The organism is Pseudomonas sp. S150, from assembly GCF_004526365.1.
GTDB lineage: Bacteria > Pseudomonadota > Gammaproteobacteria > Pseudomonadales > Pseudomonadaceae > Aquipseudomonas > Aquipseudomonas putida_A.
The window spans coordinates 516,703-538,628 of the sequence record NZ_CP038207.1; the positions used below are offsets into that span (position 1 = coordinate 516,703).

Genomic DNA, 21,926 nt, shown 5'->3' on the forward strand with positions numbered 1-21,926 from the left:
AGCGGGCTTGCTCGCGAATGCGGAGGGTCAGTCACTGAAATGTGAAACTGAAACACCGCATTCGCGAGCAAGCCCGCTCCCACAGTGCAGCTGTGGATAAATCAGCTTTTCTTGATCTTCTCCGGCCGCTTCCAGCCATCAATATTTTTCTGCCGCGCCCGACCCACGGCCAACTGCGCGTTATCCACATTCTGCGTGATAGTCGAGCCAGCCGCCGTGGTTGCACCGGACGAGATATCCACAGGTGCCACCAACGAGTTATTGGAGCCGATGAACACGTCCTCGCCCAACACGGTTTTCCACTTGTTGGCGCCATCGTAGTTGCAGGTAATGGTGCCCGCGCCAATGTTGGTGCGGGCGCCGATTTCCGCGTCGCCCAGATAGGTCAGATGCCCGGCCTTGGCGCCCTCACCCATGCGCGCGTTTTTCAGTTCGACAAAGTTACCCACATGCGCGCGTGCTTCGAGCACCGTGCCCGGACGCAGACGGGCGAACGGACCGGCATCGCTGCCTTCACCCAGCACCGCACCTTCGATGTGGCTGTTGGCTTTGATCACCACGCCTTTGCGCAGGGTGCTGTCCTTGATCACGCAGTTCGGACCAATCACCACGTCGTCTTCGATGACAACATTGCCTTCAAGAATCACGTTGATGTCGATCAGCACATCGCGACCGACGGTGACTTCGCCGCGTACATCGAAACGCGCCGGGTCACGCAGGGTCACGCCTTGCGCCATCAGCCGGCGACCGGCGCGCAACTGGTAATGACGCTCGAGCTCGGACAGTTGCTTGCGATCGTTGGCGCCCTGCACTTCCATCGGGTCGTGCGGTTGTTCAGTGGCCACCACCAAACCATCGCTGACCGCCATTTCGATCACGTCGGTCAAGTAGTACTCGCCCTGGGCATTGTTGTTCGACAGGCGGCTCATCCAGTCGGCCAGGCGATTGGCCGGGACGGCGAGAATGCCGGTATTGCCTTCGGTGATTGCGCGCTGGGCTTCGCTGGCATCTTTGTGCTCAACGATGGCTGCGACCTTGCCGTCAGCATCACGCACGATGCGGCCGTAACCGGTCGGATCTTCCAGCTCGACGGTCAACAGGCCCATCTGCCCCGGTACGACATGTTTAAGCAGGCGCTGCAGGGTTTCGACCTCGATCAATGGCACGTCACCGTAGAGGATCAACACGGTGTCGGCGCTGATGAACGGCACAGCCTGAGCCGTTGCATGACCAGTGCCCAATTGCTTGTCCTGCAGCACGAAATTCAAATCGTCAGCCGCCAGACGCTCACGCACCACATCGGCACCGTGGCCGATCACCACATGAATGCGCTGTGGATCGAGCTGCCGTGCGCTGTGGATAACATGCACAAGCATGGAATTGCCGGCTACCGGGTGCAGCACTTTCGGCAACGCCGAACGCATACGGGTGCCTTGACCGGCCGCGAGGATAACGATTTCGAGAGACATGACTGGCTACCAATCCTGGGTGGTCAGCAACTGCGACCGGGTTGTAAAAATCGGAAAAGAAAAAAGGGTAGCCGAGGCTACCCTTTTTTATCAATCGCACAACAAGTGGCTGACGGATTAACCGCCAAACTTCTTGCGGATCTGCTGGACGGTGCGCAGCTGAGCTGCAGCCTCGGCCAGACGTGCGGACGCAGCTCCGTAGTCGAAATCTGCGCTCTTCTCGTGCAGAGCAGCTTCGGCAGCCTTGAGAGCTGCCTGGGCTTGAGCTTCATCCAGGTCGGCGGCACGTTGCACGGTATCGGCAAGCACCTTGACCATGTTCGGCTGAACCTCGAGGAAACCACCGGAGATGTAGAACACCTCGGCTTCCCCGCCTTGCTTGATCAGGCGGATCGGACCTGGCTTCAGATTAGTGATCAGCGGCGCGTGACCCAGAGCGATACCAAGATCACCCAGTGCACCGTGCGCAATCACCATCTCGACCAGGCCGGAAAAGATTTCCCCTTCCGCGCTGACGATATCGCAATGGACTGTCATAGCCATCTGATTGCCTCAACCTAAATTAGCGCCCGTTGCCGGGCGCCGGGATTACAGTTTCTTGGCTTTCTCGATCGCTTCTTCGATGCCGCCAACCATGTAGAACGCTTGTTCTGGCAGGTGGTCGTAGTCACCGTTGAGGATGCCTTTGAAGCCAGCAATGGTGTCTTTCAGGGAAACGTATTTACCCGAAGCACCGGTGAAGACTTCAGCCACGAAGAACGGCTGCGACAAGAAGCGCTGGATCTTACGAGCACGGTTAACCAACTGTTTGTCGGCTTCCGACAGCTCGTCCATACCCAGGATCGCGATGATGTCTTTCAGCTCTTTGTAACGTTGCAGAACGTACTGAACGCCGCGAGCGGTGTCGTAGTGGTCCTGACCGATTACGTTCGGATCCAGCTGGCGCGAAGTCGAATCCAGTGGATCTACCGCTGGGTAGATACCCAGGGAAGCGATATCACGGGACAGAACGACGGTGGCGTCCAAGTGGGCGAAGGTGGTCGCTGGCGACGGGTCGGTCAAGTCATCCGCAGGTACGTATACCGCCTGGATCGAGGTGATCGAACCTTCTTTGGTCGAAGTGATACGTTCTTGCAGAACGCCCATCTCTTCAGCCAGGGTCGGCTGGTAACCTACTGCCGAAGGCATACGGCCCAGCAGTGCGGATACTTCAGTACCGGCCAGGGTGTAACGGTAGATGTTGTCGACGAACAGCAGAACGTCGTTACCTTCGTCACGGAACTTCTCGGCCATGGTCAGGCCGGTCAGGGCTACGCGCAGACGGTTTCCCGGCGGCTCGTTCATCTGACCGTAAACCAGTGCCACTTTGTCCAGAACGTTGGAGTCCTTCATCTCGTGGTAGAAGTCGTTACCCTCACGAGTACGCTCACCCACACCGGCGAACACGGAATAACCGCTGTGCTCGATGGCGATGTTACGGATCAGTTCCATCATGTTTACGGTTTTGCCTACACCGGCACCACCGAACAGACCGACTTTACCGCCTTTGGCGAACGGGCAAACCAGGTCGATAACCTTGATGCCGGTTTCCAGCAGGTCGTTGCCGCCTGCTTGCTCAGCGAACGAAGGTGCTGCGCGGTGAATGCCCCAGCGCTCTTCGGTGTCGATTGGACCGGCTTCGTCGATCGGGTTACCCAGAACGTCCATGATCCGGCCCAGAGTCGCTTTACCGACCGGTACGGAGATGGCTGCGCCGGAATCGGTAACTTCCAGACCGCGCTTCAAGCCCTCGGTGGAACCCATCGCAATGGTACGAACCACGCCGTCGCCCAGCTGTTGCTGAACTTCCAGAGTGGTTTCGGCCGCGCTGACTACTTTCAGCGCGTTGTAGATGCTCGGTACGCTGTCGCGTGGAAATTCCACGTCGATAACGGCGCCGATGATTTGAACGATACGTCCGCTACTCATAGCTGGATCCTCTGAATATTTGAACCGTTAAACCGCGGCAGCGCCGCCGACGATTTCCGAGATCTCTTGGGTGATCGCAGCCTGACGCGCCTTGTTGTAGATCAGCTGCAAATCGCTGATCAAATCACCGGCGTTGTCGGTAGCGTTCTTCATCGCGATCATCCGCGCAGCTTGTTCAGCCGCGTTGTTCTCGACCACCGCCTGGTACACCTGCGACTCCACGTAGCGCACCATCAAGCCGTCAAGCAGCTCTTTGGCGTCTGGTTCGTAGAGGTAGTCCCAGTGGTGCTTGAGTTCTTGATCCGGGGTTGCCACCAGTGGAATCAACTGCTCCACGGTAGGCTGTTGTGTCATGGTGTTGATGAACTTGTTGGATACCACGGACAGGCGATCGATACGGCCCTCCAGGTAGGCATCCAGCATCACCTTGACGCTGCCGATCAAATCATTGATCGACGGCTCTTCACCCAGGTGGCTGATAGCTGCAACGACGTTACCGCCGAAGTTGCGGAAAAAGGCCGCACCCTTGCTACCGACTACACACAGATCAATCTCGACGCCGTTTTCGCGGTTTACCGCCATGTCCTTGACCAGGGCCTTGAACAGGTTGGTGTTCAAGCCGCCGCACAAACCACGGTCACTGCTCACGACGACATAACCGACGCGCTTTACTTCACGGTCGATCATGAACGGGTGGCGGTATTCCGGGTTGGCGTTGGCCAGATGCCCAATTACCTGGCGGATACGCTCCGCATAAGGACGGCTGGCTGCCATGCGCATTTGTGCCTTGCGCATTTTGCTCACCGCCACTTTTTCCATGGCGCTGGTAATTTTTTGCGTGCTTTTGATGCTCGCAATCTTACTGCGAATCTCTTTTGCGCCTGCCATGTAACACCTATCAGGTTAGCAAGCGGGAGCCTTGCGGCTCCCGCTGCGGCTTACCAGGTTTGGGTGGCCTTGAACTTCTCGATACCGGCTTTCATGCCAGCGTCGATTTCGTCATTGAAGTCACCTTTAACGTTGATCTTGGCCATCAAATCGGCGTGATCGCGGTTGAAGAAAGCAATCAGCGCTTGTTCGAAGCTGCCGATCTTGGCGATTTCAATGTCAGTCAGGAACCCACGCTCAGCGGCATACAGCGACAGCGCCATGTCAGCGATCGACATTGGTGCGTATTGCTTCTGCTTCATCAGCTCGGTAACGCGCTGACCATGCTCAAGTTGCTTACGGGTCGCTTCGTCCAAGTCAGAAGCGAACTGGGCGAATGCCGCCAGTTCACGGTACTGAGCCAGAGCGGTACGGATACCACCGGACAGCTTCTTGATGATCTTGGTCTGAGCGGCACCACCCACACGGGATACCGAAACACCGGCGTTCACTGCAGGGCGGATGCCCGAGTTGAACATGGCCGATTCCAGAAAGATCTGACCGTCGGTGATGGAAATCACGTTGGTCGGAACGAACGCGGAAACGTCGCCAGCCTGGGTTTCGATGATTGGCAGTGCGGTCAGGGAACCGGTTTTGCCGGTCACTGCGCCGTTGGTGAACTTCTCTACGTATTCTTCCGAAACGCGGGATGCGCGCTCCAGCAGACGGGAGTGGAGATAGAACACGTCGCCTGGGTAAGCTTCACGGCCTGGTGGACGGCGCAGCAGCAGGGAAATCTGGCGGTAAGCCACTGCTTGCTTGGACAGATCGTCATAAACGATCAGCGCGTCTTCACCGCGGTCGCGGAAGAATTCACCCATGGTGCAACCGGAGTACGGTGCCAGGAATTGCAGCGCAGGAGATTCCGAAGCACTGGCAGCCACGATGATCGTGTTGGCCAGGGCGCCGTTTTCTTCCAGCTTGCGAACCACGTTGGCGATGGTCGATTGCTTCTGACCGATCGCTACGTAGACGCAGAAAATGCCGCTGTCTTTCTGGTTGATGATCGCGTCGATCGCCAGAGCGGTTTTACCGATCTGACGGTCACCGATGATCAGCTCACGCTGGCCACGGCCGACAGGGATCATGGCATCGACAGCCTTGTAGCCAGTCTGTACAGGCTGGTCTACCGACTTACGCCAGATCACGCCAGGTGCAACTTTCTCGACCGCGTCGGTCAAGGTGTTGCCCAGTGGACCTTTGCCGTCAACAGGGTTACCCAGTGCGTCGACTACGCGACCCAGCAGTTCCTTACCCACCGGAACTTCGAGGATGCGGCCGGTGCACTTGGCGCTCATGCCTTCAGCCAGACTGGTGTATGCGCCCAGTACAACGGCACCTACGGAGTCTTGCTCCAGGTTGAGGGCCATACCGTAGACGCCGCCCGGAAACTCGATCATCTCGCCGTACATGACGTCGGCCAGACCGTGAATCCGCACGATGCCGTCAGATACGCTGACGACAGTGCCTTCGTTACGGGCTTGGGAGGTCACATCGAGCTTGTCGATGCGGCCCTTGATAATTTCACTTATTTCGGAAGGATTGAGTTGCTGCATTGCTCTGCTGCCCCTTCAAACTCAAGATTTCAATGCTTCGGCAAGTTTCGCGATTTTGCCGCGAATCGAGCCATCGATAACCAGGTCGCCGGCGCGGATAACGACACCCCCTATAAGGGCAGCATCCTCCGCAACTTGCAGGCGCACTTCCCGGTTGAGTCGTGCACTGAGAACCTTGGCGAGTTTGTCTTGCTGTTCTTGGTTCAATGCGAAAGCACTGGTCACTTCAACGTCTACCGACTTCTCTTGTTCGGCCTTGTACAGGTCGAACAGAGCGGCGATCTCCGGCAGAAGCGGGAGACGGTCGTTTTCGGCAACGACATTGATGAAGTTCTGTGCCTTGGCATCAAACTTGTCGCCGCACACGTCAATGAACGTGGCGGCCTTTTCTGCGCTCGTCAGTCGCGGGGCCTTGAGCACGCGCTGCATGGTGTCATCTTGTGACACCGCTGCAGCCAGGCCGAGCATGGCTGACCAATTGGCCAGTTGCTGGTGGGCCTGAGCGTGCTCGAAGGCCGCCTTAGCGTAAGGTCGGGCCAACGTGGTCAGTTCTGCCATGATCGCCCTCGCTTAGATTTCAGCAGCCAGTTGGTTAACCAGCTCTGCGTGCGCGTTTTGATCGATTGTGGCACCCAGGATCTTCTCGGCGCCGCCGACAGCCAGCAAGCCCACTTGGGCGCGCAGCTTGTCTTTGACACTGTTCAGTTCCTGTTCGATCTCGGCTTGAGCCTGAACCTTCACACGGTCAGCGTCGATACGGGCTTTTTCAACAGCCTCTTCAACGATCTGGTTACCGCGTTTCTTGGCTTGCTCGATGATTTCAGCTGCCTGAGCTTTCGCTTCGCGCAGTTGCTGACCCGCTTTCTCTTGGGCCAACTCCAGGTCGCGAGCTGCACGGCTGGCAGCGTCCAGACCATCAGCGATCTTCTTTTGACGTTCGTGCAGAGCAGCGATGACCGGAGGCCATACGAACTTCATGCAGAACAGTACAAAAATCAGGAACGCAACGGACTGGCCAATCAGGGTCGCATTAATGTTCACGCCAACACCTCGCAGTTACGTTGTCCATCACACCAAATTACTCGGAAGAATCCGGGTAATTAGCCAGCGATCTGACCAACGAACGGGTTCGCAAAGGTGAAGAACAGAGCGATACCAACACCGATCATGGTTACGGCGTCGAGCAGACCGGCAACGATGAACATTTTAACTTGCAGCATTGGAACCATTTCTGGCTGACGCGCTGCGCCTTCCAGGAACTTGCCGCCCAGCAGGCCGAAACCAATTGCGGTACCCAGTGCGCCCAGGCCGATCAACAGTGCAACAGCGATAGCGGTTAGACCAACTACAGTTTCCATCTTTCCTCCCGACTTTTACGTCGTATGGTTTAGGTTTTTTAGATTAAAGCGGTAAAACAAATCGTTTCAGAGGCCCGGTTAAGAGCCCCCTCCCGTTTGACCGGGAGGGACATCAGATCAGCCGAGGCTGCTCTTAATGGTTTTCTTCGTGCGCCATCGACAGGTAGACGATGGTCAGCATCATGAAGATGAACGCCTGCAGGGTGATGATCAGGATGTGGAACACAGCCCACGCCCACTGCAGAACAACGCCCAGGCCACTCAGCCAGAGCAGGCCGCTGCCGAACATCACAGCGATCAGAATGAACACCAGCTCGCCGGCATACATGTTGCCGAACAGACGCAGGGCCAGAGAGATCGGCTTGGCGATCAGGGTCACGAATTCCAGCAGGAAGTTCACCGGGATCAGCAGGGCCTGAACGAAGATGTTCTTGCTGCCGAACGGGTGCAGGGTCAGTTCGCCGATGAAGCCGCCGATGCCCTTGACCTTGATGCTATAGAAAATGATCAGTGCGAAAACCGAGAACGCCATGCCCAGGGTCGCGTTCGGGTCGGTGGTCGACACGGCACGGAACGGGATGTGGTGGTCGCCGGTGATCAGGATGGCCAGCTGAGGAATCCAGTCGACCGGTACCAGGTCGACGGCGTTCATCAGGAACACCCAGACGAAGATGGTCAGTGCCAGCGGTGCGATCACCGGGCTACGGCCATGGAAGCTGTCTTTCACGCTGCCATCGACGAATTCGACCAATACTTCAACGAAGTTCTGCAAAGCACCTGGCTGACCCGATGTTGCTTTCTTTGCCGCCATGCGGAAAAGGAAAACGAAGATCAGACCCAGCGCGACCGACCAGCCGAGGGTATCGACGTGGAAAGCCCAGAAGCCCATTTCCTTGGCTTCTGCTGCGGTATGGGCAAAGCCCCAGCCGCCGTTAGGTAGCTGACCGAAGGTCAGGTTCTGCAAGTGGTGCTGGATATAGCCCGAAGCGGTTGTTTCTGCCATGGTTGCCTCAAACGCCCTAAGGTCTCGAAAGTCTTGTTCTCATCAGCAGGGGAGCGAACCAGCTGACCGACTGAGTCAGCACGAAAGCGCCGAATACTGCGATCGGCGCCAATGGCTTCACACCTGCAAACACCAGTGCAAACAGCACTGCCGTCAAAATCAGTTTGCCTGCCTCGCCGGCATAAAATGACCGGACGATGGACTGGGCTGCTCGGGCGCCGGAAAACCGAAATGCCTTGTGAGCGAAATAAACATTGGGCAGCAAGGCTATCAGGCCTCCGCAAAGTCCCGAGTATCCGGCAACGACTCCGTGCCATTGCCAGAGCGCCAAAGCGGCAATGAGCAAAATGACAAATTGAGCCATCAACACCGGAAAAACCGCCAGGCGATGGAACGGCAGGCGGTTTGGCTTGCGGGTTTCCATCACGTTTGCTCTCCAATGGTCGGTTGCCAGAATTCAATAACTTGGCATAATTTGTGCCGACAAAATGCGCGCAGAGTATAGGGGCGGTTCTGCCCCTATTCAACTGTCAGGTAGTGATTTCCGACTGCGCGCTACATGAGGAAATGTTTCAGCGGATGTGTGCGAGCACACCTTGAAGCTCATCGAGGGAGTTGTAACCGATCACCAGCTGACCTTTTCCCTTCTTGCCGTGGCGAATCTGCACCGCAGAGCCTAGGCGCTCGGCCAGACGCTGTTCGAGCCGGGCGATATCCGGGTCGGGTTTGGCCGCTTCCACAGGCTCCGGTTTGCCACTCAACCACTGACGAACCAGTGCCTCGGTTTGGCGCACAGTCAGGCCGCGTGCGACAACATGTCGCGCCCCTTCCACCTGCTGATTGTCCGGCAGACCGAGCAAAGCACGGGCATGACCCATTTCCAGGTCACCGTGGGACAGCATGGTCTTGATGACTTCCGGCAGTGCAATAAGTCGCAACAGGTTAGCCACAGTCACGCGGGACTTACCCACAGCCTCGGCCACCTGCTGTTGAGTGAGCTGGAATTCCTGCTGCAGACGCTGCAAGGCGACGGCTTCCTCAATCGGGTTCAGGTCTTCACGCTGGATGTTCTCGATCAGCGCAATGGCGATCGCGGTCTCATCCGGCACATCACGAACCATCGCCGGGATGGTTTCCTGGCCGGCCTGCTGGCTGGCGCGCCAGCGGCGTTCGCCGGCGATGATTTCGAAACGGCCACCGCCAATCGGGCGCACCACGATCGGCTGCATCACGCCTTGCGCCTTGATCGACTGCGCCAGCTCTTCCAGCGCCTGCGGGTCCATGTCGCGGCGTGGCTGGTATTTGCCACGCTGCAGCAGATCCAGCGGCAGGTGTTGCAGCTCACGGGTATCGGCCTGCGCCGCCTGTTCTTCCAGCGCGCTGACGGTCGGACCACTCAGCAGTGCATCCAGTCCACGTCCGAGACCTCGTTTCTTGACGGCCATGGGGATTCCTTAAGTTGGCTGGGCAGCGGCGATGCGTGAATTTTTGCGCTGACGGCGAACCATCTCGCCCGCCAGGGCCAAATAGGCCAGCGCGCCGCGCGATTGCTTGTCGTAGGCCAGTGCCGGCATACCGTAGCTCGGTGCTTCGGCCAGGCGGATGTTGCGCGGGATCACTGTGTCGTATAGCTGCTCGCCAAAGTGTTCCTTGAGCTGCGCCGAAACATCGTTCATCAGGCTCAGCCGCGGGTCGTACATGGTGCGCAGCAGACCTTCGACCTTGAGGTTGGGGTTCAGCAGTTCGGCGATGCGCTTGATGTTATCCACAAGGTCGCTCAAGCCTTCGAGCGCAAAGTATTCGCACTGCATGGGGATAATCACCCCGTCAGCGGCGACCAGTGCGTTCAATGTGAGCATCGACAGCGACGGCGGGCAGTCGATCAAAATGTAATCGTAGTTTTCACGGATCGGCGCCAGCGCGCTGCGCAGACGGCTTTCCTTCATCTGCATTTCCAGCAGAACCACTTCGGCCGCGGTCAGGTCGCGGTTGGCCGGCAGCAGTTGATAACCGCCGTGCTCGGAGTAGTGCATGGCCTGGGCCAGATCGCATTCGCCGATCAGCAGGTCGTAGACCGAGTTTTCCAGGCCATGTTTATCCACACCGCTACCCATGGTGGCGTTGCCCTGTGGATCGAGATCGATCAACAGCACCCGGCGCTTGGTCGCGACCAGGGATGCTGCGAGGTTGATGCAGGTGGTGGTCTTGCCCACACCACCCTTCTGGTTCGCTATCGCGAATACCTTAGCCATTCTTGCTTGTGTTCCCAATCATGCCGTGCGGCGCAGTATCAGCAGATGGCGTTGGCCTTGGCAACCGGGTACGGCCAGGGCGTGTTCGCTATCGAGTTTGAAGTCTGCCGGCAATGCTACCAGCTCATCGGCCGGATGAACGCCCTTCATTGCCAGCCAGCGCGTGTCGGCATCGCCGAGGTGGCGAGTCCAGTTGGTGAAGTTCTCCATACTGCTGAAAGCCCGGGAAATGATCCCGTTGAATGGCTGGGCAGGCTGGAAGGCTTCGACGCGACTGTGGATAACTTGCAGGTTATCCAGTTTGAGTTCGAGTTTGACCTGAGTCAGGAAGCGGGTTTTCTTGCCGTTGCTGTCCAGACAGGTGACTTGCGAGTCCGGATACAGGATCGCCAGCGGAATGCCGGGCATGCCGCCGCCACTGCCAACATCGAGCCAACGGCCGTTTTCGATGAACGACATCACGCTCAAGCTATCGAGCAGATGCCGCGAAACCATTTCATCAGGATCGCGCACTGCAGTCAGGTTGTAGGCCTGGTTCCATTTGATCAACAGGGCCAGGTAACCCAGCAGCAATTCGTGCTGGGCTGCGCTGAGATTGACACCGAGCTCGCGGGCTCCTGTGGATAACTCTTCGGCGTGTTGCGAAGTGACCTTAGAACTCAAGCGCTTTGCTCCAACTGACGGCCCGCGCCGCGTTTTTTCAAATGAATCATCAACAGCGAAATCGCTGCCGGGGTCACGCCCGGGATCCGCGAAGCCTGGCCGAGCGTCTCCGGACGCGTCGCACCGAGCTTGCTCTGAATCTCCTTGGAGAGACCGGAAATGTTGGTGTAATCGATATCCACAGGCAATTTCGTGTCTTCACTGGCGCGCAGACGGGCGATTTCGTCCTGTTGACGGTCGATGTAACCGGCGTATTTGGTCTTGATTTCAACCTGTTCGGCGACCTGTGGATCTTCGGCGCCCTGCCCGGTCACTTCGACCAGACCAGCGTAGTCGATTTCCGGACGGCTCAAGAGGTTGAGCAAGTTGTATTCGTGAGTCAGCGGCGTGCCGAATTTTTCCGCAATCGCATCGCCCTGCTGGGTGCCCGGGCGAACCCAGGTGCTCTTCAGGCGCTGCTCTTCGAGTTCGATGCTTTCGCGTTTCTTGCAGAAGGCCGCCCAACGCGCGTCATCGACCAGACCCAGTTCACGACCTTTTTCGGTCAGACGCAGGTCGGCGTTGTCCTCGCGCAGAATCAGGCGGTACTCGGCACGGGAAGTGAACATGCGGTACGGCTCTTGGGTACCGAGGGTGATCAGGTCGTCGACCAGCACGCCGATGTACGCCTCATCGCGACGCGGACACCAGGCTTCTTTGCCCTTCGCGCGCAGCGCAGCGTTGGCCCCGGCGAGCAAACCTTGCGCACCGGCTTCTTCGTAACCAGTGGTGCCGTTGATCTGGCCAGCAAAGAACAGGCCGCCGATAACTTTGGTTTCCAGGCTGTATTTCAGGTCACGCGGGTCGAAGTAGTCGTACTCGATCGCATAACCCGGACGCACGATGTGCGCGTTTTCCATGCCGCGGATCGATTGCACGATCTGCAATTGCACGTCGAACGGCAAGCTTGTGGATATCCCGTTCGGGTACAGCTCATGGGTGGTCAGGCCTTCCGGCTCGATGAACACCTGATGGCTTTCCTTGTCGGCAAAGCGATGAATCTTGTCTTCGATCGACGGGCAGTAGCGCGGACCGATGCCCTCGATTTCGCCGGCAGCGGAATACATCGGCGAACGGTCGAGGTTCGCCGCGATGATTTCGTGGGTGCGGGCGTTGGTATGGGTAATCCAGCAACTGACCTGGCGCGGATGTTGTTCCTTGTTGCCCATGAACGACATGACCGGGATCGGCGTATCGCCCGGTTGCTCGGTCATGACCGAGAAATCCACAGATTTGCCATCGATGCGCGGTGGCGTACCGGTTTTCAGGCGACCGACACGCAGCGGCAGTTCACGCAGACGATGTGCCAGGGCGATCGATGGCGGGTCACCGGCACGACCGCCGGAGAAATTCTGCAAACCGATGTGGATAAGTCCACCGAGGAACGTACCAGTGGTCAACACCACGGAATCGGCGAAGAACCGCAGACCCATTTGCGTGACAACACCGCGAACCTGGTCCTGCTCGACGATCAGGTCGTCAGCGGCCTGTTGAAATATCCACAGGTTCGGTTGGTTTTCCAGAATTTCGCGGACAGCGGCCTTGTACAGAATACGGTCGGCTTGCGCACGAGTCGCTCGTACGGCCGGACCTTTGCGGCTGTTCAATACGCGAAACTGGATGCCGCCCAGATCGGTAGCCATGGCCATCGCGCCGCCGAGGGCGTCGATTTCCTTGACCAGATGGCTTTTGCCAATGCCACCGATGGCCGGGTTGCAGCTCATGGCACCGAGGGTTTCCACGTTATGCGTCAGCAACAGGGTTTTTGCCCCCATACGTGCTGAGGCCAGTGCTGCCTCGGTACCGGCATGACCGCCGCCGATGACGATCACTTCAAAACGGGAAGGGAAATCCACCACGCACCTCGTGCCTGCTTAAGTAGGTATTCAGGAATAGTTTGAGATCAGGTTTCTGGACCTGGTCGACAAGTATAGGGACTTCGCCCTTCCTAAAGAACCCTTTGCACAAAATTTAACCAGCTGTGGAGAACTCGAGGTTAAAAGAATAAAAAAGAGAGAAATTTATAAAACCTTTGTTTTAATGCTTATTCTTACTGACCGACCTTTCTGTGGATAGATTGCTACAGGCCTTATTATTCAATGTGTACAGGGTTTCAAAACCCTGTTATCAGGTCCTCGGGAGGCCCTTGGATAACCGGTTTAAGCCTGTGGATGAATGGGGTGGTTATCCACAGAGGCAGTTATATCCAGTTTTCACGCCCTGTTATCAACTGACCTCATTGGCAGTTATTCACAGGGCTTAATCCACAGAAATCAGCTGAATGATTGGTTGGCGGGCAAGGGAAATCCGCCCAGGGCGAGAGAGTCTGCCCGGCACTGGAGAAAGGAATTGAGAAATGAGGAGTGCAGACAGGCCGCGAACGGGCCTGTCTGTGAACAGCAGAAGGGTTATTTACCGATGCAGAAGCTGGAGAAGATCCGGCCAAGCAGGTCATCGGAGCTGAATGCCCCGGTGATTTCTCCCAGAGAGTGCTGGGCCTGACGTAAATCCTCGGCAAGCAGTTCACCGGCACCGGCCAACGTCAGCTGTGCGCGACCATGTTCCAGCGCAGCACTGGCATGGCGCAGAGCCTCCAGATGACGGCGACGGGCACTGAAGCTGCTTTCCGAGGTTTGCTCATAGCCCATGCAGGCCTTGAGGTGTTCGCGCAGCAACTCCAGACCATCGCCGGCGGATTTGGCGCTGAGGCTGATGGTCACGTGGCCATCGTCGCTGACTTCCAGGGCAATCGCTTCACCCGTCAGGTCAGCCTTGTTGCGAATCAAGGTGACTTTGGCCGGATCCGGACGGGTTTCGAGAAATTCCGGCCAAAGGGCAAACGGGTCTGCAGCTTCCGGCGCGGTGGCATCGACTACCAGCAGCACCCGATCCGCTTCAGTGATCGCTTTCAACGCACGCTCGACGCCGATCTTTTCCACCTGATCATCGGTATCACGCAGACCTGCCGTATCGACAACATGCAGCGGCATGCCGTCGATGTGGATATGTTCGCGCAGGATATCGCGGGTGGTGCCGGCAATTTCAGTCACGATCGCGGCTTCGCGGCCGGCCAGGGCATTCAACAGACTGGACTTGCCGGCATTCGGCCGACCGGCGATCACCACGGTCATGCCGTCACGCAACAAAGCCCCCTGCCCGGCCTCGCGAAGCACTGTGGACAGTTCATCGCGCACCTTGTCGAGCATGCTCAGCACGTGGCCATCGGCGAGGAAGTCGATTTCCTCTTCCGGGAAGTCGATGGCGGCTTCGACGTAGATGCGCAGGCCGATCAGTTGTTCGGTGAGGTTATGCACACGCTGGGAAAACGCCCCCTGCAGGGAGCGCAAGGCATTGCGTGCAGCCTGTGCAGAACTGGCTTCGATCAGGTCGGCAATGGCCTCGGCCTGAGCCAGGTCCAGTTTGTCGTTGAGGAACGCGCGCTCGCTGAATTCACCCGGACGGGCCAAACGGCAACCCAGTTCCAGGCAACGCTTGAGCAACATGTCGAGAACGATCGGGCCACCGTGTCCCTGCAGTTCCAGCACGTCTTCGCCGGTGAACGAGTTGGGGCCCGGGAAATATAGCGCCAGACCTTCGTCCAGCACCTGCCGGTCATCACTGAAAAACGGCCCGTAATGCGCGTAACGCGGTTTCAGTTCACGGCCGCTGATGGCTTTGGCTGCAACGCTGGCCAACGGCCCGGAAATACGGACGATGCCGACACCGCCGCGACCTTGAGCGGTGGCGACAGCAGCGATGGTTTCACGAGGTACGCTCATAAACCGGAATCCAGACAAAAGTGGCAGATAGCAAAACGCCCCACTAGGGGGCGTTTTGAGTGGTGTTATCCACAGAGTAAGTTACGCCTCGGCTTTTTTCGTCGCCGCTTCGATCTTACGCGTGATGTACCACTGTTGGGCAATCGACAGGCAGTTGTTCACAACCCAGTACAGCACCAGACCAGCCGGGAACCACAGGAAGAAGAAGGTGAAGATGATTGGCATCATTTTCATGACCTTCGCCTGCATCGGATCCGGTGGAGTCGGGTTCAGACGCTGCTGGATGAACATGGTCGCGCCCATGATGATCGGCAGGATGAAGAACGGATCCTTGATCGACAGGTCAGTGATCCACAGCATGAATGGCGCTTGGCGCATTTCCACGCTTTCCAGCAGAACCCAGTACAGCGAAAGGAAAACCGGCATCTGCACGAGGATCGGCAAGCAGCCGCCCAGCGGATTGATCTTCTCTTTCTTGTACAGCTCCATCATGGCTTGCGACATTTTCTGCCGGTCATCGCCATGTTGCTCTTTCAGTGCAGCCAGTTTCGGTGCTACGGCACGCATGCGCGCCATGGATTTGTAGCTGGCAGCCGACAGCGGGAAGAAGATGCCCTTGATCAGCATGGTCAGGAAGATAATCGACCAGCCCCAGTTACCCACGATCGCGTGGATGTGTTGCAGCAACCAGAAGATCGGCTGAGCGATGAACCACAGAATGCCGTAGTCGACTGTCAGTTCCAGACCTGGGGATAACTGTTTCAGTACGGCCTGGCTTTTCGGCCCGGCGTAAAGAATGGCGCTGGTTTCAACTTTGGCACCCGGTGCAGCGGTCAGCGAAGGACCGGTGTAACCGATGATGTAGTTGCCTTTGCTGTCCTTACGCGTCTGAACAATGTTGTTTTCGCCCTTCGGCGCAACCCATGCAGTCACGAAGTAGTGTTGCAGCCAGGCTACCCAGCCACCGGTGACGGTTTCCTTGAGCTGACCTTTGTCCATGTCTTTCATGGACACTTTCTTGTACGGCTCGGAACTTGTCCACAGGGCGGCGCCCAGGTAAGTCGCGGTGCCGGTGGCAGTGGTCGACGAAGGGTCGGCACTGGCGTCGCGCTTCAGTTGGGCGAACATCGAACCCGACCAAGGCTGAGCGCTCTGGTTATCCACAAGGTAGGTCACGGTAACGTCATACAGGCCGCGTTTCAGGGTGAAACGCTTGATGTAGTTGACGCCGTCCTTGCTGAACTTCAGGTCGACGACCAATTGGTCCTGACCGTCAGTCAGTTGATAACTTTTCTTCTCCGAGGCGTAAACCGGACGACCGGCCGGGCTTGCGTCCGGACCGTTGGTGCCGATCAGGCCGCTTTGTGCCAGATAAGTACGTTCGCCGCCGTTGTCGAACAGCTGGAACGGTACATCAGGACGATCCTGACGACGTGGATACAGTGGCAAAGTCAGTTGAGCAACGTCACCGCCCTGGGGATCGATCGCCAGATCGAGCACGTCGGTTTTGACCTGGATCAGATCCTTGCTGGCAGCGACCGGGGTTTCCACAGGTGCGCTGGTGTCGCTTGCGGCACGCGGAATATCGTCACTGGCGGAAGCGTTATTGCCAGGAACGGTGTCCGGCAAACCGGATGCAGTCGTACTGGAAGCAACATTCTGAGTCGGCAGGGCAGCCTGGCCATAGTCCTGGTTCCATTTAAGAACCATAACGTAGGACACGATTGCCAGGGCGACGATCAGGATCGTGCGTTTGATATCCATGATTACTCGGCCATCGAAGAAGAACGGGAGGTAGGGATAGGTGGAACCGGGTCATAACCACCGGGATTCCACGGATGACAGCGACCTAAACGACGAAAGGCCAGCCAGCCACCGCGCAGAAGGCCATGATTTTCGATGGCTTCATACGCGTAGCAAGAACAACTGGGGTAGAAACGACAGTGACTGGCCATCAAAGGACTAATGGCGTAGCGATAAAACTGGATCGGAACGAGTGCCAGTTTACGCATCTGGACTGTCTACCCCTACAGTTTCGGTTTTGACTGCTGGAACTGGCTTGTTACGGGCCAGACGCTTCCAGAGTTTGCCGAAATGCTGAATCAATTCGGGGTTTTCTACGTCGCCCAAACCTTTGCGCGCGACGATAACGATATCCCAGCCGACCAGAGAATCCTGGTGCAGACGGAACGATTCGCGCATCAGACGTTTGAGGCGATTGCGCTCAACGGAGAGCTTTACGCTCTTTTTCCCGATAACCAGCCCGAGACGGGGGTGATCAAGATCGTTGTTGCGCGCAAGGAGCAGGAGATTTTTCCCCGGAACCTTGCCGGTAGGGGAGTCAAAGACTGCCTTGAAATGCCGGGGGGTAAGCAGACGCTTTTCCCGACTGAAGTCCTGACTCACCTCCAGTACCGGATTATCAAACTGCCAGACGCGCACGACCTTTGGCGCGACGACGCGACAGGACAGCGCGACCGTTCTTGGTAGCCATGCGAGCACGGAAACCGTGGGTACGAGCGCGTTTGATAGTGCTTGGTTGGAAAGTACGTTTCATGTCGTGTTACCTGGTTCGTCCACAACGGGCCGGAATGGCCCCCGTTTTAAGAGACCGGGGATTCTAGAGAAAGCAAGCCCGCAGGTCAATTTCCAACCAACGTTTCCTTATAAATAGATCTCTGGAGCTTGCGGAAGCGAAATCCTGTTTGCCAGACATAAAAATAAAGAAGGGAATTATTTAAAGCTTTTCTGTAAAGCTTGTAAAAGCTAGGGCAGCCGTCTTCTGTGGATAACCACCTTCAGCCCTTGTAGAGCGTGATGTACAGAGAATGACAACTACAGTGGAAAACCGTGTTCAGCCTGTGCTGCGCTGTCGGATAACCTGTGTGTGGAATGGCCTGTTATCCACAGGCTGGTTATCCACCGAGTTCCACCCCCAGTTGTCCAGTGCCCTCAGAGGCGGTTATCCACAGAGCTTATGCACACACCGTTGGTCGCCTTTTTACCGGTTAACGCATTGATTAATCATGGTCACCACACAACCTGCATGTGGATAAGTGGACGGCTCGCCGCTACAATGGCCGCTTGTTTTTGCCTCACCGGCTTTCAACTTAGGGGATATCCGTGTCAGTGGAACTTTGGCAGCAGTGCGTGGAGCTTTTGCGCGAGGAGCTGCCTGCCCAACAATTCAACACCTGGATCCGTCCACTACAGGTCGAAGCCGAAGGCGACGAGTTGCGCGTCTACGCACCGAACCGTTTTGTGCTGGACTGGGTCAACGAAAAGTACCTCGGTCGCGTCCTTGAACTGCTGGATGAGCACGGCAACGGCATGGCGCCAGCGCTTTCCTTATTAATAGGCAGCAAACGCAGCTCGGCACCGCGTGCCGCGCCGAACGCGCCGTTGGCCGCTGCGCAGGTGTCCCAGGCTCAGGCCAATACCGTGCCGGCCAGTGCGCCAGCACCCGCTCCAAGTGCAGCTCCGGCCAAGCGCTCGACGCAGAAAACCGAGGAAGTCAGTGAAGAGCCGTCCCGCGACAGCTTTGACCCGATGGCCGGTGCGGCCTCGCAACAGGCCCCGGTTCGCGCCGAACAGCGCACCGTTCAGGTCGAAGGCGCGCTCAAGCACACCAGTTACCTGAACCGCACCTTCACCTTCGAGAATTTCGTCGAAGGCAAGTCCAACCAGCTCGCCCGCGCGGCAGCCTGGCAGGTGGCGGACAATCCCAAGCACGGTTACAACCCGCTGTTCCTTTATGGCGGCGTCGGCCTGGGTAAAACTCACTTGATGCACGCAGTGGGTAACCATTTATTAAAGAAGAACCCGAATGCCAAGGTTGTGTACCTGCATTCCGAGCGCTTCGTGGCCGACATGGTCAAGGCGCTGCAACTGAACGCGATCAACGAGTTCAAGCGTTTCTACCGTTCGGTGGACGCTCTGCTGATCGACGATATTCAGTTCTTCGCCCGTAAAGAGCGTTCCCAGGAAGAGTTTTTCCACACCTTCAACGCCCTGCTTGAAGGTGGCCAGCAGGTCATTCTTACCAGTGACCGCTACCCGAAAGAAATCGAAGGCCTTGAAGAGCGCCTCAAATCCCGCTTCGGTTGGGGCCTGACGGTTGCCGTCGAGCCGCCGGAGCTGGAAACCCGTGTGGCGATCTTGATGAAGAAGGCCGACCAGGCCAAAGTCGAGTTGCCTCACGATGCGGCGTTCTTTATCGCCCAGCGAATTCGTTCCAACGTCCGTGAGCTGGAAGGTGCGCTGAAACGCGTGATCGCCCACTCGCACTTCATGGGCCGCGACATCACCATCGAGTTGATCCGCGAATCCCTGAAAGACTTGTTGGCACTGCAGGACAAACTGGTCTCTGTGGATAACATTCAGCGCACTGTCGCCGAGTACTACAAGATCAAGATTTCCGACCTGCTGTCCAAGCGCCGTTCGCGCTCGGTGGCACGTCCGCGTCAGGTGGCCATGGCGCTGTCCAAGGAGCTGACCAACCACAGCCTGCCGGAAATCGGCGATGTGTTTGGTGGTCGCGACCACACGACGGTGTTGCACGCCTGCCGCAAGATCAACGAACTTAAGGAATCCGACGCGGACATCCGCGAGGACTACAAGAACCTGCTGCGTACACTGACCACTTGATGAACTCCAGCGCAGCTTATTAAGGCAAGGGACTAGACCATGCATTTCACCATTCAACGCGAAGCCCTGTTGAAACCCCTGCAACTGGTCGCAGGCGTCGTCGAGCGCCGACAGACCTTGCCGGTACTGTCCAACGTGCTGTTGGTCGTCGATGGCCAGCAACTGTCGCTGACCGGTACCGATCTGGAAGTCGAGCTGGTCGGTCGCGTGCAACTCGAAGAGCCGGCTGAAACCGGCTCCATCACCGTGCCTGCGCGCAAGCTGATGGACATCTGCAAGAGCCTGCCCAACGACGCGCTGATCGACATCAAGGTCGACGAGCAGAAGCTGGTCGTGAAGGCCGGCCGTAGCCGTTTCACCCTGTCGACCCTGCCCGCCAATGATTTCCCGACGGTTGAAGAAGGCCCGGGTTCGCTGACCTGCAGCCTGGAGCAGAGCAAACTGCGTCGCCTGATCGAACGCACCAGCTTCGCCATGGCCCAGCAGGATGTGCGCTACTACCTCAACGGTATGCTGCTGGAAGTCTCGGCCGGTGTGATCCGCGCCGTGGCAACCGACGGTCACCGTCTGGCCATGTGCTCGATGCAGGCCGATATCGGTCAGCCGGATCGTCACCAGGTGATCGTGCCACGCAAAGGCATTCTGGAACTGGCGCGTCTGCTCACCGAGCCGGATGGCAACGTCAGCATCGTTCTGGGTCAGCACCACATCCGCGCCACCACCGGCGAATTCACCTTCACCTCGAAGTTGGTCGACGGCAAGTTCCCGGATTACGAGCGCGTTCTGCCGAAGGGTGGCGACAAGCTGGTACTCGGCGATCGTCAGGCCCTGCGTGAAGCGTTCAGCCGTACCGCGATTCTGTCCAACGAGAAGTACCGCGGCATCCGTCTGCAACTGGCCAATGGTCAGTTGAAGATCCAGGCCAACAACCCGGAGCAGGAAGAAGCGGAAGAAGAAGTGGGCGTTGAATACAACGGCGGTTCGCTGGAAATCGGCTTCAACGTGAGCTACCTGCTCGACGTGCTGGGCGTGATGACCACCGAACAGGTTCGCCTGATCCTGTCCGACTCCAACAGCAGTGCGCTGGTGCAAGAGTCCGACAATGACGACTCGGCTTATGTTGTCATGCCGATGCGTCTGTAATCAGCTGATTCTGGATGTCCTTAAGTCGTGTTTCGGTCACCGCGGTGCGTAATCTGCACCCGGTGACCTTCTCCCCCTCCCCCCGCATCAACATTCTTTACGGCGCCAACGGCAGCGGCAAAACCAGTGTTCTGGAAGCCATTCATCTGCTGGGGCTTGCCCGTTCGTTTCGTAGCACGCGGCTGTTGCCGGTCATCCAGTACGAGCAACTCGCCTGCACCGTGTTCGGTCAGGTCGAATTGGCCGAGGGTGGTCACAGTGCGTTGGGGATATCTCGCGACCGTCAGGGCGAGTTCCAGATCCGCATCGACGGGCAGAACGCTCGCAGTGCCGCGCAACTGGCCGAGATCCTGCCATTGCAACTGATCAACCCCGACAGCTTCCGCCTGCTCGAAGGTGCGCCGAAGATTCGCCGGCAGTTTCTCGATTGGGGCGTGTTCCACGTCGAACCGCGTTTCATGGCGACCTGGCAGCGTTTGCAGAAGGCCTTGCGCCAGAGAAACTCCTGGCTGCGGCATGGTACACTTGACGCCGTTTCGCAAGCGGTTTGGGATAGGGAACTGTGCCAGGCCAGCGCTGAAATCGATGAATACCGCCGCGCTTACATCAAAGCCTTGAAGCCAGTCTTTGAACAAACCTTGAGCGAACTGGTTGAGCTTGAAGGTTTGACGCTCAGCTATTACCGAGGCTGGGACAAGGACCGGGAATTGAGTGCCGTACTGGCTGGCTCCGTGCAACGGGACCAGCAAATGGGTCATACCCAGGCCGGACCGCAACGCGCTGACTTGCGCCTTAGATTGGGCGCACACAACGCCGCGGACATCTTGTCCCGGGGTCAGCAGAAGCTGGTGGTTTGTGCCTTGCGAATTGCCCAGGGGCATCTGGTGAGCCAGGCCCGACGCGGCCAGTGTATTTATCTGGTGGATGACTTGCCGTCCGAGCTGGACGAGAGCCACCGTCGCGCGCTGTGCCGCTTGCTGGAAGACTTACGCTGCCAGGTTTTCATCACCTGTGTAGATCACGAATTATTGAGGGAAGGCTGGCAGACGGAAACGCCAGTCGCTCTGTTCCACGTGGAACAGGGCCGTATCACCCAGACCCACGACCATCGGGAGTGAAGGC

General features: G+C 57.6%; 22 protein-coding genes. 3 read left to right on the forward strand and 19 right to left on the reverse strand.

Annotated elements, in window-relative coordinates; translation table 11 throughout:
• Positions 1–101: 101 nt before the first annotated feature.
• The 19 genes from glmU to rpmH all read right to left on the reverse strand — a co-directional run bounded on the left by glmU (position 102) and on the right by rpmH (position 17,571).
• Positions 102–1,469 (reverse strand): bifunctional UDP-N-acetylglucosamine diphosphorylase/glucosamine-1-phosphate N-acetyltransferase GlmU, encoded by a 1,368-nt coding sequence (glmU, locus tag E3Z29_RS02435; protein ID WP_134785064.1) that lies wholly within the window; start codon positions 1,467–1,469, stop codon positions 102–104.
• Positions 1,470–1,586: 117 nt separating this feature from the next.
• Complete coding sequence (locus E3Z29_RS02440) at positions 1,587–2,012, reverse strand: F0F1 ATP synthase subunit epsilon (RefSeq protein ID WP_007954164.1); 426 nt, start codon at positions 2,010–2,012, stop codon at positions 1,587–1,589.
• 45 nt (positions 2,013–2,057) lie between these two features.
• Positions 2,058–3,437, reverse strand: coding sequence for a F0F1 ATP synthase subunit beta (gene atpD / locus E3Z29_RS02445; protein WP_027610292.1), 1,380 nt, complete (start codon positions 3,435–3,437; stop codon positions 2,058–2,060).
• A gap of 27 nt (positions 3,438–3,464) precedes the next feature.
• On the reverse strand, positions 3,465–4,325 hold the full coding sequence (gene atpG, locus E3Z29_RS02450) for a F0F1 ATP synthase subunit gamma (RefSeq protein WP_010565870.1): 861 nt from the start codon (positions 4,323–4,325) through the stop codon (positions 3,465–3,467).
• 50 nt (positions 4,326–4,375) lie between these two features.
• Complete coding sequence (gene atpA, locus E3Z29_RS02455) at positions 4,376–5,920, reverse strand: F0F1 ATP synthase subunit alpha (protein WP_047596971.1); 1,545 nt, start codon at positions 5,918–5,920, stop codon at positions 4,376–4,378.
• A 21-nt stretch (positions 5,921–5,941) separates the two neighbouring features.
• Positions 5,942–6,478: a F0F1 ATP synthase subunit delta gene (locus E3Z29_RS02460; protein ID WP_007911956.1), complete on the reverse strand. Its 537-nt coding sequence runs from the start codon at positions 6,476–6,478 to the stop codon at positions 5,942–5,944.
• A 12-nt stretch (positions 6,479–6,490) separates the two neighbouring features.
• The gene (locus E3Z29_RS02465; protein ID WP_011336718.1) at positions 6,491–6,961 is read right to left on the reverse strand and encodes a F0F1 ATP synthase subunit B; all 471 of its coding nucleotides are present in this window, start codon (positions 6,959–6,961) and stop codon (positions 6,491–6,493) included.
• A gap of 59 nt (positions 6,962–7,020) precedes the next feature.
• Positions 7,021–7,278 (reverse strand): F0F1 ATP synthase subunit C, encoded by a 258-nt coding sequence (gene atpE, locus E3Z29_RS02470; RefSeq protein WP_003097235.1) that lies wholly within the window; start codon positions 7,276–7,278, stop codon positions 7,021–7,023.
• Between the two features lie 133 nt (positions 7,279–7,411).
• Entirely contained in the window at positions 7,412–8,281 is an 870-nt protein-coding gene (gene atpB, locus E3Z29_RS02475; RefSeq protein ID WP_007960779.1) for a F0F1 ATP synthase subunit A, read from the reverse strand.
• Between the two features lie 16 nt (positions 8,282–8,297).
• Positions 8,298–8,705 carry a F0F1 ATP synthase subunit I gene (locus tag E3Z29_RS02480; RefSeq protein ID WP_003229783.1) on the reverse strand — a complete coding sequence of 136 codons (408 nt, stop codon included), beginning with the start codon at positions 8,703–8,705 and terminating at the stop codon, positions 8,298–8,300.
• A gap of 148 nt (positions 8,706–8,853) precedes the next feature.
• A complete protein-coding gene (locus tag E3Z29_RS02485) occupies positions 8,854–9,726 on the reverse strand; it encodes a ParB/RepB/Spo0J family partition protein (protein WP_007960777.1) in 873 nt (290 codons plus the stop codon).
• 9 nt (positions 9,727–9,735) lie between these two features.
• A complete protein-coding gene (locus E3Z29_RS02490; protein WP_003229787.1) occupies positions 9,736–10,533 on the reverse strand; it encodes a ParA family protein in 798 nt (265 codons plus the stop codon).
• Positions 10,534–10,551: 18 nt separating this feature from the next.
• Positions 10,552–11,196, reverse strand: coding sequence for a 16S rRNA (guanine(527)-N(7))-methyltransferase RsmG (gene rsmG / locus E3Z29_RS02495; RefSeq protein ID WP_003229789.1), 645 nt, complete (start codon positions 11,194–11,196; stop codon positions 10,552–10,554).
• On the reverse strand, positions 11,193–13,091 hold the full coding sequence (mnmG, locus tag E3Z29_RS02500) for a tRNA uridine-5-carboxymethylaminomethyl(34) synthesis enzyme MnmG (protein ID WP_007960775.1): 1,899 nt from the start codon (positions 13,089–13,091) through the stop codon (positions 11,193–11,195). The genes rsmG and mnmG overlap by 4 nt, the downstream gene beginning before the upstream one ends.
• Before the next feature lie 552 nt (positions 13,092–13,643).
• Positions 13,644–15,014: a tRNA uridine-5-carboxymethylaminomethyl(34) synthesis GTPase MnmE gene (gene mnmE / locus E3Z29_RS02510; protein WP_134785065.1), complete on the reverse strand. Its 1,371-nt coding sequence runs from the start codon at positions 15,012–15,014 to the stop codon at positions 13,644–13,646.
• An 81-nt stretch (positions 15,015–15,095) separates the two neighbouring features.
• Positions 15,096–16,778 carry a membrane protein insertase YidC gene (gene yidC, locus E3Z29_RS02515; protein ID WP_134785066.1) on the reverse strand — a complete coding sequence of 561 codons (1,683 nt, stop codon included), beginning with the start codon at positions 16,776–16,778 and terminating at the stop codon, positions 15,096–15,098.
• 2 nt (positions 16,779–16,780) lie between these two features.
• Positions 16,781–17,026 (reverse strand): membrane protein insertion efficiency factor YidD, encoded by a 246-nt coding sequence (gene yidD, locus E3Z29_RS02520; protein WP_080761984.1) that lies wholly within the window; start codon positions 17,024–17,026, stop codon positions 16,781–16,783.
• On the reverse strand, positions 17,019–17,420 hold the full coding sequence (gene rnpA, locus E3Z29_RS02525; protein WP_011336726.1) for a ribonuclease P protein component: 402 nt from the start codon (positions 17,418–17,420) through the stop codon (positions 17,019–17,021). Before rnpA ends, yidD begins: the two co-directional genes overlap by 8 nt.
• 16 nt (positions 17,421–17,436) lie before the next feature.
• Positions 17,437–17,571, reverse strand: coding sequence for a 50S ribosomal protein L34 (gene rpmH, locus E3Z29_RS02530; protein WP_003213577.1), 135 nt, complete (start codon positions 17,569–17,571; stop codon positions 17,437–17,439).
• A 566-nt stretch (positions 17,572–18,137) separates the two neighbouring features.
• Between rpmH and dnaA the strand changes: the two genes are divergently transcribed.
• Genes dnaA through recF form a run of 3 tightly spaced genes read left to right on the forward strand, consistent with a single transcriptional unit; the run spans position 18,138 to position 21,922 of the window.
• Positions 18,138–19,661 carry a chromosomal replication initiator protein DnaA gene (gene dnaA, locus E3Z29_RS02535; protein ID WP_095139791.1) on the forward strand — a complete coding sequence of 508 codons (1,524 nt, stop codon included), beginning with the start codon at positions 18,138–18,140 and terminating at the stop codon, positions 19,659–19,661.
• A gap of 39 nt (positions 19,662–19,700) precedes the next feature.
• Positions 19,701–20,804 (forward strand): DNA polymerase III subunit beta, encoded by a 1,104-nt coding sequence (dnaN, locus tag E3Z29_RS02540; RefSeq protein ID WP_003220202.1) that lies wholly within the window; start codon positions 19,701–19,703, stop codon positions 20,802–20,804.
• Between the two features lie 14 nt (positions 20,805–20,818).
• Positions 20,819–21,922: a DNA replication/repair protein RecF gene (gene recF / locus E3Z29_RS02545; protein WP_003220208.1), complete on the forward strand. Its 1,104-nt coding sequence runs from the start codon at positions 20,819–20,821 to the stop codon at positions 21,920–21,922.
• The last annotated feature ends 4 nt before the right edge of the window (positions 21,923–21,926 follow it).